12 protein-coding genes are annotated in these 12,386 nt (G+C 69.9%); 1 reads left to right on the plus strand and 11 read right to left on the minus strand.

Annotation, left to right across the window (positions count from 1 at the left end; all coding sequences use genetic code 11):
• Positions 1-12: 12 nt before the first annotated feature.
• Genes WEF05_09840 through pyrR form a run of 6 tightly spaced genes read right to left on the minus strand, consistent with a single transcriptional unit; the run spans position 13 to position 8,272 of the window.
• Positions 13-891, minus strand: a complete 879-nt coding sequence (locus tag WEF05_09840; protein ID MEX1102182.1) for a dihydroorotate dehydrogenase electron transfer subunit — start codon at positions 889-891, stop codon at positions 13-15.
• Entirely contained in the window at positions 888-4,265 is a 3,378-nt protein-coding gene (carB, locus tag WEF05_09845; protein ID MEX1102183.1) for a carbamoyl-phosphate synthase large subunit, read from the minus strand. The genes WEF05_09840 and carB overlap by 4 nt, the downstream gene beginning before the upstream one ends.
• Positions 4,266-5,444 carry a glutamine-hydrolyzing carbamoyl-phosphate synthase small subunit gene (gene carA, locus WEF05_09850; GenBank protein MEX1102184.1) on the minus strand — a complete coding sequence of 393 codons (1,179 nt, stop codon included), beginning with the start codon at positions 5,442-5,444 and terminating at the stop codon, positions 4,266-4,268.
• Entirely contained in the window at positions 5,441-6,751 is a 1,311-nt protein-coding gene (locus tag WEF05_09855; protein MEX1102185.1) for a dihydroorotase, read from the minus strand. Before WEF05_09855 ends, carA begins: the two co-directional genes overlap by 4 nt.
• Positions 6,744-7,718, minus strand: coding sequence for an aspartate carbamoyltransferase catalytic subunit (locus WEF05_09860; GenBank protein ID MEX1102186.1), 975 nt, complete (start codon positions 7,716-7,718; stop codon positions 6,744-6,746). Before WEF05_09860 ends, WEF05_09855 begins: the two co-directional genes overlap by 8 nt.
• Positions 7,715-8,272, minus strand: a complete 558-nt coding sequence (pyrR, locus tag WEF05_09865) for a bifunctional pyr operon transcriptional regulator/uracil phosphoribosyltransferase PyrR (protein ID MEX1102187.1) — start codon at positions 8,270-8,272, stop codon at positions 7,715-7,717. Before pyrR ends, WEF05_09860 begins: the two co-directional genes overlap by 4 nt.
• Positions 8,273-8,432: 160 nt before the next feature.
• Between pyrR and tatA the strand changes: the two genes are divergently transcribed.
• The gene (gene tatA / locus WEF05_09870) at positions 8,433-8,660 is read left to right on the plus strand and encodes a twin-arginine translocase TatA/TatE family subunit (GenBank protein MEX1102188.1); all 228 of its coding nucleotides are present in this window, start codon (positions 8,433-8,435) and stop codon (positions 8,658-8,660) included.
• Positions 8,661-8,681: 21 nt separating this feature from the next.
• Here the strand turns inward: tatA and nusB are convergent, their stop codons facing one another.
• The 5 genes from nusB to aroB form a co-directional block, all read right to left on the minus strand.
• The gene (gene nusB / locus WEF05_09875; GenBank protein MEX1102189.1) at positions 8,682-9,086 is read right to left on the minus strand and encodes a transcription antitermination factor NusB; all 405 of its coding nucleotides are present in this window, start codon (positions 9,084-9,086) and stop codon (positions 8,682-8,684) included.
• A 4-nt stretch (positions 9,087-9,090) separates the two neighbouring features.
• Complete coding sequence (gene efp / locus WEF05_09880) at positions 9,091-9,654, minus strand: elongation factor P (GenBank protein MEX1102190.1); 564 nt, start codon at positions 9,652-9,654, stop codon at positions 9,091-9,093.
• Between the two features lie 67 nt (positions 9,655-9,721).
• The gene (locus WEF05_09885; protein ID MEX1102191.1) at positions 9,722-10,795 is read right to left on the minus strand and encodes a Xaa-Pro peptidase family protein; all 1,074 of its coding nucleotides are present in this window, start codon (positions 10,793-10,795) and stop codon (positions 9,722-9,724) included.
• Positions 10,796-10,800: 5 nt separating this feature from the next.
• Positions 10,801-11,229, minus strand: coding sequence for a type II 3-dehydroquinate dehydratase (locus WEF05_09890; protein ID MEX1102192.1), 429 nt, complete (start codon positions 11,227-11,229; stop codon positions 10,801-10,803).
• Positions 11,230-11,293: 64 nt separating this feature from the next.
• Positions 11,294-12,382, minus strand: a complete 1,089-nt coding sequence (gene aroB / locus WEF05_09895; GenBank protein ID MEX1102193.1) for a 3-dehydroquinate synthase — start codon at positions 12,380-12,382, stop codon at positions 11,294-11,296.
• Positions 12,383-12,386: the final 4 nt, after the last annotated feature.

The raw sequence follows: 12,386 nt of genomic DNA on the forward strand, positions 1-12,386 counted from the left end.
GGTCCCGAGGGATCAGTCCGGCCACGATCGCACCACCGGGGATCCCTCGGGAGGCGTCGGGACCATCTCCTCCGCCGAACGCTCGCCCATCCATTGATCCCACAGCACACGCGCGGGGTTGAACACCGGCCCGTCGACGCACGCGCGCAATGGGTCGTAGCCGGATCCGTCCTTACGCGCCACGGGGACGGTGCACGTGTAGCACAGCCCGTAGCCGCAGCCCATCCGCTCCTCGACCGCGATCTGCGCCGGCAACCCCCGGGCGTTGCTGAAATCCGCGACGCCCCGGAGCATCTGCTGCGGTCCAGCGGCGTAGAGCACCTGGGCCCGCGTCTGCTCGGCCATGCCGGAAAGCGCGTCGAGCACCGAACCGCGTTCGCCCATGCTGCCGTCGGCGGTCATGAAGGCGACCGTCTGGGAGAGGCGCTTGCCCTCGATCGGCTTGAAGACGTGTTCGAGGTCGCGCGCGCCGACGAGCAGATCGACTCGCTTGCCCTGCGCGCGCAGCTCCTGGGCGAGGAAATAGAGCGATCCGGCACCGTGCCCCTCGGCCACCAGCAGACAGTTCGTGAGCCGGCGCGGGAACGCGAACGGCGTTCCGATCGGGCCGAGCACGTCGAGGAACGAGTGCGCGCGTTGGTGCGCGAGCCAGTCGGTGCCGTGTCCGTGCTGCTCGAAGGTGAACTCGAGGGTGCCCGCCCAGCCACCACGCCGGGACGACTGATGGATCGAGAAGTGCCGCCGGAGCAGGAACGCCCGTCCCTCGGGCATCGCGACCGAGAGGAACTGTCCCGGCCGCGCGGTCTCGGCGATCTCCGGAGCGACGATCGTCACCGAGTGGTAGGCGCCGTAGCTCCGGTTCGACAGGATCTCTGCCCGCGCGCGCTTCACGGCGTCGTTTCGGGCGGCGCGGTGACCGCGGACGTGGACGAGGGGCCCGTCGTGGTTCGGCCGATCCCGAGCCGCCCCTGGATCGGCACCGCGGCGGCCTCGGCGTGGTACTCCTGGATCGAGCGCGGCTGGGTCGCGGGGGCGGCGACCGCCTCGATCCCGCGGACCGCGGCCAGCACGCCCGGGATCGTCGTGACGCACGGCACGCCGGCGATCGCGGCGGCGGTGCGGATCCAGTAGCCGTCGGTGCGCGCGCCGCGGCCGAACGGCGTGTTGATCACGAGGTCGACCTGCCCGCCTTTCAGCAGATCGACGATCGTCGGCGTCACCTCACCGGTCGCGCCCGGGCGCGCGTGCTCACCCTCGGCCGCTGTGCCCTCCGAGACCTTCTGGACGAGCTCGACGGGGATCCCTCCGCGTGTGAGCACGCCGGCCGTTCCCTTCGTCGCGAGCAGGTGGAACCCCATATCGGCGAGGCGCTTGGCCGGTAGCAGGATCGCGCGCTTGTCCCGATTGGCGACCGAGACGAACACCGTGCCCTTCACCGGGAGCGAGGTGCCTCCGGCGACCAACGCCTTCGCCAGCGCCGCGCCGGAGTCCTGATCGACGCCCATGACCTCGCCGGTGGATTTCATCTCCGGGCCGAGCACCGTGTCCGCGCCGGGGAACCGGTTGAACGGCAGCACCGCCGCCTTGACCGACGTGTAGCGCAGATGCCGGTAGTGGTGTGGATCGTCGGGCAAGACACCATCGTCGATCAGCTGCGCGATCGATCGGCCGGCGAGCAGCAGCGTGGCGGAGCGCGCGAGCGAGACCCCGATCACCTTCGATACGAAGGGAACGGTGCGCGATGCCCGCGGGTTCGCCTCGAGCACCCAGATCGTCTCGTCCTTCACGGCGAGCTGCAGGTTGAGCAAGCCGATCACTCCGAGCCGGCGCGCGAGCGCCCTGGTGATCTCCTCGACCCGGTCCATCTCGCCGTCGGAGAGCGTCTGGGGTGGGATCGCGCAGCTCGAATCACCGGAGTGGACCCCCGCTTCCTCGATGTGCTCCATGACCGCGCCGATGAACACGTCGGTCCCGTCGCACACCGCATCCACGTCGACCTCGATCGCGCCCTCCAGGAACCGGTCGATCAGCACCGGGTGGTCCGGAGACGCCTCCGCCGCCGTGCGCACGAAGTGCTCGAGATCCTCGGCGTCGTACACGATCTCCATCGCGCGCCCTCCGAGCACGTAGGAGGGACGGACGACGACCGGGTAGCCGATGTCCTGCGCGATCCGCCGCGCCTCCCCGAGATCGCGCGCCTCACCATGCGGCGGCGCAGGGATGTCGAGCTCGCGCAGCACCTCCGCGAACTTCCCGCGGTCCTCCGCCAGATCGATCGCGGACGGTGGGGTTCCGAGGATCCGAACACCGCGCTCGGCGAGGAAGTGCGCGAGCCGCAGCGGCGTCTGGCCGCCGAACTGGCAGATCACACCCTCGGGGCGTTCGGACTCCACGATCGCCAGGACGTCCTCTTCCGAGAGCGGCTCGAAATAGAGGCGGCTCGAGGTGTCGTAGTCGGTCGAGACCGTCTCGGGGTTGGAGTTGACCATCACCGATTCGAAGCCGGCCTCCTCGAGTGCGAAGGCGGCGTGCACGCAGGCGTAATCGAACTCGATCCCCTGCCCGATCCGGTTCGGCCCGGCGCCGAGGATCACGACCCGGGGTCGCTGCGCCGGCGTCACCTCGTCGGAGTCCTCGTAGGTCGAGTAGTGGTACGGCGTGCGGGCCGCGAACTCCCCGCCGCAGGTGTCGACGGTCTTGAACACCGGCCGGACCGCGAGCTCGCGGCGCCGCTCGGTCGCGGCACGCGCACCCGTTCCGGTCATGTGGGCGATCCGCCGGTCCGAGAGGCCGACCCGTTTGGCGCGCCGGATCTGTTCCGCGGAGAGTTCGGCGAGCGACCGTCCACGTAACGCCTCGGCCTCCTCGACCACCTCGGCGATCTGATCGACGAACCACGGGTCGATCGCCGAGGCTTCCGCGACCTCCTCGATACCGTGGCCGTCGCGCAGCGCGCGCTCGACCAGCAACAGCCGGTGCTCGGTCCCCTCGGCGATCGCGCTGAGCACATCACCCCCGTCGTCCCCCGGACCGTCGGCACCGAGGTCGAAACCGGTCCTCTCGATCGCGCGCCAGGACTTGCCGAGCGCCTCTTTGAAGGTTCGCCCGATCGCCATGACCTCACCGACCGACTTCATCGTGCTGGTGAGGGTCGGATCGGCCTCCGGGAACTTCTCGAAGGCGAACCGCGGCACCTTCACGACGACGTAGTCGAGCGTCGGCTCGAAGGCGGCCGGAGTCTCGCCGGTGATGTCGTTGACGATCTCGTCGAGGCGGTAGCCGACGGCGAGCAGGGCGGCGATCTTCGCGATCGGGAACCCGGTCGCCTTCGACGCGAGCGCGGACGAGCGCGACACGCGAGGGTTCATCTCGATCACGACCCGCCGGCCCGTCCGTGGGTCGACGGCGAACTGGACGTTCGATCCACCGGTCTCGACACCGATCGCGCGGATGCAGGTGATGGCGTCGTCGCGCATCTGTTGGTACTCGCGGTCGGTGAGCGTCTGCTGCGGGGCGACGGTGATCGAGTCCCCCGTGTGCACACCCATCGGGTCGACGTTCTCGATCGAACAGATGATGACGGCGTTGTCGGCGCCGTCGCGCATCACCTCGAGCTCGAACTCTTTCCAGCCCTTGACCGATTCCTCGATCAGGACCTCGGTCGCCGGCGATTCCGCGAGGCTCCGACGGACCAGCTCCACGAGCTCGGCGCGGTCGTCCGCGAAGCCGCTGCCGCCGCCGCCCAGCATGAAGGAGGGCCGCACGATCACGGGGTAGCCGATCCGATCGGCGATCGCGGCGGCGTCAGCGACCGTGGTCGCGGTCTCCGCCCGTGGTACCTCCAACCCCGCCGCGACCATCCTCTCCTTGAATCGGCTGCGGTCCTCGGCGGCGTGGATCGCATCGAGCTTCGCCCCGATCAGCTCGACACCGAGTCGGTCGAGCTCCCCGGTTCCGGCGAGCGCGACCGCCACGTTGAGCCCCGTCTGCCCGCCGAGCGTCGGCAGCAACACGTCGGGCCGTTCGCGCCGCACGATCGCCAGCACCGACTCCGGCGTCAGCGGCTCGATGTAGGTCGCGTCGGCGAACGACGGGTCGGTCATGATCGTCGCGGGGTTCGAGTTCACGAGGCAGACCTCGTACCCTTCAGCGCGCAGCGCCCGGCACGCCTGCGTTCCCGAGTAGTCGAACTCGCATGCCTGCCCGATCACGATCGGACCCGACCCGATCACCATCACTTTGCGGATGTCGTTTCGTTTAGGCACCTAGGATGCCTCCCGCATCGACGCGCGGAACTCGTCGAACAGGTAGCGGGAATCGTGCGGCCCGGGCGCGGCCTCGGGGTGGTACTGCACCGAGAACGCGGGCACGTCGAGGCAGCGGAGCCCCTCGAGCGTTCCGTCGTTCAGGTTCCAGTGGGTGAGCGCAACACGTCCCGACGCCGTCTCGACCACGGCCGGCTCGCCGGCGGCCGCCGCCTCGGCGGGATCGAGCCCGTCGTCCCACGACCGCGCGTCCACCGCGAACCCGTGGTTGTGGCTGGTGATCTCGACTCGGCCCGACCGGAGGTCCTTCACCGGCTGGTTCACCCCACGGTGACCGAACTTCATCTTGTAGGTGCTCCCACCGAGCGCGTGTCCCAACAGTTGGTGCCCCAGACAGATCCCGAACACCGGCACCGTCCCGAGCAACGCCCGCGTCGTCGCGATCCCGTAGCGCGTCGCCCCCGGATCGCCGGGTCCGTTCGACAGGAACAGCCCCTCGAACCCTCCGGCGGCGATCTCCTCGGGCGGCGTCTGTGCGGGGAACACCGACGCCTCGATGCCCTCCGCCGCAAGCAGCCGCAGGATGTTCCGCTTCATACCGAGGTCGAGGGCCGCGACCGCGTGGGTGCGCCCCTCATGCGCCTTCGCGGGGCCGACGAGCTCGCGAGCCTCGTAGGGCCGCGGAGCGCTCACGTTTTTGGCCAGGTCGGCACCCTCCATCCCCGACTGCTCCCGCACGCGGTCGGTCAGCGAGCCGGGGTCGAGATCGGTGGTGGACACCCCGCACCGCATCGCGCCCGCCTCGCGGATCCGCAGCGTGAGCCGACGGGTGTCGACATCTTCGATCCCCACGACGCCGGCCGCGCCCAGTTCCTCGTGCAGCGTGCGCCGGGCCCGCCAGCTCGATGCCCGGCGCGAGGCCTCACGGACCACGAATCCCGCAACCTGGACGTCCGATGATTCGGCGTCCTCGTCGTTCGTCCCGTAGTTGCCCTGCTGCGGCGCGGTCATCACGACGACCTGGCCGGCGTACGAGGGATCGGTGAGCACCTCCTGGTAGCCGACCATGCCGGTGTTGAACACGACCTCACCGAAGCTCTCCCCTGCCGCGCCGAACCCGCGCCCGTGGAATGCCGTGCCGTCCTCGAGCACCAGGAGCGCCTCCGGACCCCGGGTCACCGCTGGGCCTTCCCGTCCGCGACGACGAGCTCCCCCCGGAAGCACGTGTGGACCACCCGCCCCGTGAGCGATGCCCCGAGGAACGCGGAGTTCCGACTCTTGGAGACGAACGGCGCCTCCGCGGTCCACCGCGCGGCCGGGTCGAACACGACGAGGTTGGCCGGGTCGCCGACCTCGAGCGGGCCACCGTGGTCGGTCGCTCCCAGGATCCGAGCGGGAGCGCTCGAGAGCGCGTCGATCGCCCGCGACAGCGGGAGCAGTCCGGGCTCCACGAGGTGGGTGAGCACGGCGGCCAGCGCCGTCTCGAGACCGATCGTGCCCGGAGGGCTCCGGTCGAACTCGGCCTCCTTCTCCTCGACCGCGTGGGGGGCGTGGTCGGTGGCGATCACGTCGATCGTGCCGTCGGCCAGGCCGGCGCGCAGCGCGTCCCGGTCGTCGGAGGTGCGCAGCGGCGGGTTCACCTTCAGGTTCGTGTCGTAGGTGACGAGGTCGTCGTCGGTGAACACGAGATGGTGCGGCGTGACCTCGGCCGAGACCCGCAGACCCTCATCCTTCGCGCGGCGGATCAGGTCGATCGAACCCGCGGAGGACACGTGGCATACGTGGAGCCGCCCGCCGGTCATCCGTGCGATCGCGAGGTCGCGGGCGAGCGCCACCTCTTCCGCCTCGCGCGGACGCCCCGCCAGACCCAGGGAGTAGGAGTTGTATCCCTCGTGCATCTGTCCGCCCTCGACGAGGCTCGGGTCCTCACAGTGCTCGGCGATCACCACGTCGTCGAACGCGGTCGCGTACCGCAGCGCATAGCGCAGCACGCGCGCGTTCGGCACGCAGTTCCCGTCGTCGCTGAAGATCCGCACCCCCGCCTCGACCATCTCGCCGAGCTCGGCGAGGTCTTCTCCCTCGAGCCTGCGGGTGATCGCACCGACCGGGAACACGTCGCAGAGGCCCGCGCGGGCCGCGAGTGCCTGCACCTCTCGGATCACCGCGGCATTGTCGGCAACCGGATCGGTGTTCGCCATCGCCGAGATCGCGGTGAACCCTCCGGCCGCGGCGGCACGCGACCCGCTCTCGATCGTCTCCTTGTCCTCGCGGCCGGGTTCCCGCAGATGCGTGTGCAGATCGACGAGCCCCGGTGTCAGCACGAGCCCGTCGCACTCGACGATGTCCGCATCACCGGCCTCGGCCCCGTCGCCGATCGCGGCGATCCTGCCGCCTGAGACGAGCAGGTCGGCCGGGGTGTCGCGTTCCCCGGCGGGATCGATCACGCGAGCCCCCCGGAACAGCAGCTTCGCGCTCGCCTCAGACATCGTCGGCTCCTCGGGTCGCCTCGTCGTTCGGGCCTGCGGCCTCGAGCTGGTCCGGGCCCGATCCACCGAGGAGCAGGTACAGCAGCGACATCCGAACCGCGATGCCGTTCGTCACCTGTTCCTCGATCACCGCCTGGGGCAGGTCGGCGACGTCCGAATCGATCTCGACCCCGCGGTTCATCGGACCGGGATGCATGATCACGCAGCCCTCCGGCAGGGCGTCGACCCGTTCGCGTGTCAGGCCGAACAGCCGCGCGTACTCGCGCACGCTCGGGAAGAACTGCTGGCGTTGGCGCTCGCGCTGTACCCGGAGCATGTAGCAGACATCGAGCTTCGGAAGCACCGCGTCGATGTCCGAGCTCACGTGCACGCCCCAGGCGGGGGCATCCGGCGGGATCAGCGTCGGCGGACCGATCAACGTCACGTCCGCGCCCATCTTCACGAGCCCGAACGACAGCGATCGGGCAACCCGCGAGTGCAGCACATCGCCGACGATCGCCACGTTGAGCCCCTCGAGGCGGCCGAGCTTCTCCCGCATCGTGTACAGGTCGAGCAGCGCCTGTGTCGGATGCTCGTGCGTCCCGTCCCCGGCGTTCAGGACGCTGCCCTGGAGCCACTTCGTGAGCTGGTAGGGCGAGCCGGAGCTGGAGTGTCGGATCACCACGGCGTCGGCCCCCATCGCCTGCAGGGTGAGCGCGGTGTCCTTCAGGCTCTCGCCTTTGGAGACCGACGACCCGCTCGTCGTGAAGTTGATCACGTCGGCCGACAGCCGTTTGGCCGCCAGCTCGAAGCTGATCCTCGTGCGAGTCGAGTTCTCGTAGAACAGGTTCACGACCGTGCGCCCGCGCAGAGCGGGCACCTTCTTGATCACCCGGGTACCGACCTCGCGGAACGACTCGGCCGTGTCCAGCACCCGGACGACGTCCTCGGGGGTCAGGTCGTGCATCGAGAGCAGGTGTCGCTTCATCGGGGTTCCTCCACGACGACGGCATCCTCGCCGTCGACCTCCTCGAGGAGCACCCGCACGATCTCGTCGCTGCGGGTCGGAACGTTCTTGCCGACGTAGTCGGCACGGATCGGCAGCTCACGATGTCCCCGGTCGACGAGGACGGCGAGCTGGATCGCCTCGGCGCGACCGAAGTCGGTGACGGCGTCCAGCGCGGCACGGATCGTGCGACCGGTGAACAGCACGTCGTCCACCAGGACGACGACCTTGCCGGTCACGTCGAAGTCGATCCGCGTCTCGTGGACCTCCGGGGCCTCGGCACGCATGCCGATGTCATCCCGGTAGAACGTGATGTCGAGCGCCCCGACCGCCACCTTCGTCCCCTCGATCTCGGCGATCTGCTCGGCGAGCCGGGTGGCGAGGTCGTCCCCCCGGGCGGCGATCCCCACGAGGACCACGTCGTCGGCCCCCTTGTTTCGCTCGAGGATCTCGTGCGCGATCCGCGTGGTGGCCCGGCGGATCTCGCCCGCGTCGAGCAGTACCCCGGTCCCGGGATCCTTGGAAATCGGGGTCATGGAACAGGAAACGCCCGGCCGGCAAGGCACGGCAGGGCGCGGGTTGTGGGCCTCATCCTCGGTTGCTCCCTTCCCGGCCTCACCGGACCGGACTTAAAGGGGAAGTGCTGCCCAGAGAGGATAGCACTACACTTGAGGTCGCCCGAGACAAGGAGTCACCATGCTGGCCATCTCCCTCGGCCCGACCGAGATCGCGATCATCGTGGGTGTCGTCGCGCTGCTGTTCGGCGCCAAGAAGATCCCCGAGCTCGCCCGCTCGATCGGCCGGTCACAGTCGGAGTTCAAGAAGGGGATGAAGGAAGGCACGGCGGACGACGTGGATGAGGCCGACGCCGCGGACACCACTGTCGAGTCCACCGACACCAAGGCCGAGAAGACCACCGACTGAGGTCGGGGTCGGCACACCCCTTCAGTCGGCCGGCTCGCGTTCGCGGGCCAGCCGGCCGAGCACCCCGTTCACGAACCGTCCCGAGTCCTCCGTGCTGAGCTGCTTGACCGCCTCGACCGCCTCGTCGATCGCCACCGCCGCCGGGATATCGTCGCGGTGCACGATCTCGTAGACCGCCAGCCGGAGCACGCTGCGATCCACCGCCGGCATCCGCTCCACCGTCCAGCCCTCCGCGAGCCTGCCCAACACCTCGTCGATCTCGGGCAGCGCGTCCGTCGCTCCCTCGACCAGCTCGCGGGAGAACGGCGGCACGGCTCGTCCCGACGTCCCCCACTCCTCGAGCACGACCAGAGGATCGTGGTCCAGGATGTCGGCCTGACAGAGGATGTCCAGCGCGATCCTGCGGGCGTCGCGCCGCGACGCCACCGTCCTACTTCTCCCGCTCGAGGTAGTCGCCCGAACGCGTGTCGACCTTGACGCGCTCGCCCTCTTCGATGAACAGCGGAACCTGGACCACGACGCCGGTCTCCATCGTCGCCGGTTTCAGGGCGTTCGTCCGTGTGTCGCCCTTGACGCCCGGCTCGGTCGATGCGACGGCCAGCACGACCGAGGCAGCCAGCTCGACCGCGATCGGCGTTCCCTCGTGGGTGGAGACCTGCGCGGTGGCGCTCTCGCTCAGGAACTCCTTGGCGCCGCCCACGATCGAGGCCGGCACGTGGAGCTGGTCGAAGGTCTGCAGGTCCATGAACACGAGGTCGTCGCCGTCCGGGTACAGGTACTGCATCTCCTTGCGCTCGACGATCGCCATCCCGACCTTTATTCCGGCGTTGAAGGTCTTCTCGATCACGGCGCCCGTCTTGACGTTGCGCAGCTTCGTGCGGACGAACGCCCCGCCCTTGCCCGGCTTGACGTGCTGGAACTCGATGATCTGGAACAGCGCTCCCTCCAGGTTCAGGGTCATCCCGTTCTTCAGATCGTTGGTCGAAACGCTCACACAGACTCCTCGCGCCGTGCTCTTCGCCGATCGGACCACGAGAGCCTAGAGGCCGTCCGTGATCGCGTCACAGGACGAGCAGGTCCTTCGACGCGTCCGGCAGCGGGCGAGGGCCGTCCTCGGTGACCTCGACCATGTCCTCGATCCGCACGCCCCCGAGACCGGGGACGTAGATCCCCGGCTCGATCGTCACGACCGCGCCGTCGGGGATCGTGGTCCGCTCGTCACGGCGCAGGATCGGTGCTTCGTGGATCTGGAGTCCGACCCCGTGTCCGAGCGGATGCACCCAGGCGTGTCCGTACCCGGCCTCCTCGACGACCGCACGCGCGGCGGCCTCGACCTCGCGGACCTGGACCCCCGGCGTCAGCGCCGCCACGCCCGCCTCGTGCGCGCCGAGGACCGTCGCGTGGATCCGCCGGAGCTCGGGACCCGGATCGCCGAGGGCAGCGGTCCGCGTCATGTCCGCGTGGTAGCCGTCCACGAGGGCGCCGAAGTCCATCTTCACGACGTCGGCGGTCGTCAGCGCGCGATCGGTCGGGGCGTGGTGCGGCTCGGCCGCCCGCTCGCCGAACGCGACGATCGGCTCGAACGCCCGGTCGTCCGCCCCGGCCCGGCGCATCGCGATCTCGAGCTCGAGCGCGACCTGCCGTTCGGTGACCCCCGGACGCAGCCCCCCGATCACCGCGTCGAAGGCGGCGTCGGTACACGCCTGGGCTCGCTCGAGCGTCCGGACCTCGTCGGCATCCTTGGTCAGACGCTCCCCCTCGACCAACCCGGACACACCGATCAGCTCGACGCCGTCGAGCCGCTCCGCGAGGTCGCCGAAGGACGCGTACGGCAGCGACGTCTCGAACCCGATCCGCGAGGCGCCGGCATCCACCGCGCGTTCGGCGGCCGCACGGAGCAGCCCGGTGGCCGGCGTGAGCACCTCGACGCCGGATCCCTCTCGTCTGGCCTGCTCGGTGTACCGGCCGTCGGTCAGCAGGAGGGCGGGTCGATCTCCGCTCAGCAGGAGCACTCCCGCGCTCCCGGTGAATCCCGTGAGGTAGCGCACGTTCGCCCGATCGGTGACGAGGATCGTGGGGACCCCGATCTCCGCCAGACGAGCCGCGACCCGTGTGCGGCGCCCCGCGTGATCCACGCCGGTTACAGGCCCGAGACGGCTTCGAGCGCGAGGTGATACCCGAGCGTTCCCGCGCCGGCGATCGTGATGCGCGAGACCGGCGAGATCACGGAGTGTCGCCGCCACTCCTCCCGCGCATAGATGTTCGTCTGGTGCACCTCGATCACGGGCGCCTCGCCCGCTTCGATCGCGTCCCGGAGCGCGTAGGAGGAATGGGTCAGGGCCCCGGCGTTCAGCACCACGGCCTCGAAGCCGTCGCCCGAGGCTCCGCGCACCCATCCGAGGATCTCGCCCTCGTGGTCGGACTGACGCCACTCGACCTCATGTCCGAGCTCGGCGGCGCGCTTGGCAACACCCTCCATGATCTCGGGCAGCGTTTGGGTCCCGTACTTCTCCGGCTCACGCTCGCCCAGCGCTCCGAGGTTCGGACCGAACACGTACAGCACGCGCATATCCCGTGTCTCCCTCTCTCCGCGTCGGTGGTCGGTCCCCGTCGGTCGCCGGCATGCGCGACCCTCAGGCCGGCGCTCCCATCGCGGTTAGCGTGGCACGGATCCGGTCCCGGGGCACGCCGTCGACGACCTCGGGCTGTCCGATCCCCCGCAGCAGGACGAAGCGGATCCCGCCCTGGAACTTCTTGTCGAGGTGAAACGCATCGAGGATCTCCTCCACCGGAGGGAGCCCGACCTCGGCCTCCAGGCCCAACGAGGTGAGCAGCCGCACGTGCCGGGCGGTAAGTCCCGGCTCGGCGATTCCGACGGCCTCGGCCAGTCGGGCCGCGAACACCATCCCGATCGCGACCGCTTCGCCGTGGGTGTGCCCGGCGAAGGACTCGATCCGCTCGAGCGCGTGACCCAAGGTGTGCCCGTAGTTCAGGAAGAGCCGCGTTCCCTCGTCCTTCTCGTCCTCGGCGACCGTGCGCGCCTTCGCCTCGACGCAACGCGCGACGAGCTCGACCATCACCTCGGGCTCTCGCGCGAGGACGACGTCGAGCCGCGTTTCGAGCAGCGCGAGCAGCTCGGTGTCGAGCGTGAGCCCGTACTTCGCGACCTCGGCCAGCCCGGATCGCAGATCCCGATCCGGCACCGATGCGAGCGTCCCCACGTCGGCAAGCACCGCCGAGGGCTGGTAGAAGGCGCCGACGAGGTTCTTGCCCTCCGGGAGGTTCACCGCGGTCTTGCCGCCGATCGCAGCGTCGACCTGCGCGGTGAGCGTCGTCGGGACCTGCACGAAGGGCACGCCACGCGCGTAGCTGGCCGCGACGAACCCCGCGAGGTCCCCGACCGCACCGCCGCCGAGCGCCACGACGAGGTCACCGCGATGCGCCCGTTGCGTGGCGAGCTGGCGCACCAGCGTGCCGTGGACCTGAAGCGTCTTGGCCTCCTCGCCGGAGGGCACCCCGAGCAGCACCGGCTCGAGATCCCGCTCACGCAACGAGGCTGCGAGCGGTTCGAACCACGTGTCGGAGACCGTGCGGTCGCTGACCACGAACGCGCGCGAAGCCGCGGGAAGCTCGGGGAGGTGCTCGCCGGCGGCGGCGATAAGCCCCTCGCCGATCGTCACCTCGTAGGGCCGGCCGGGGATCGCGACGCTCACGCGACGCACGGGC

The sequence above is a fragment of the Actinomycetota bacterium genome, from assembly GCA_040881665.1.
Lineage (GTDB): Bacteria > Actinomycetota > UBA4738 > UBA4738 > HRBIN12 > JBBDWR01.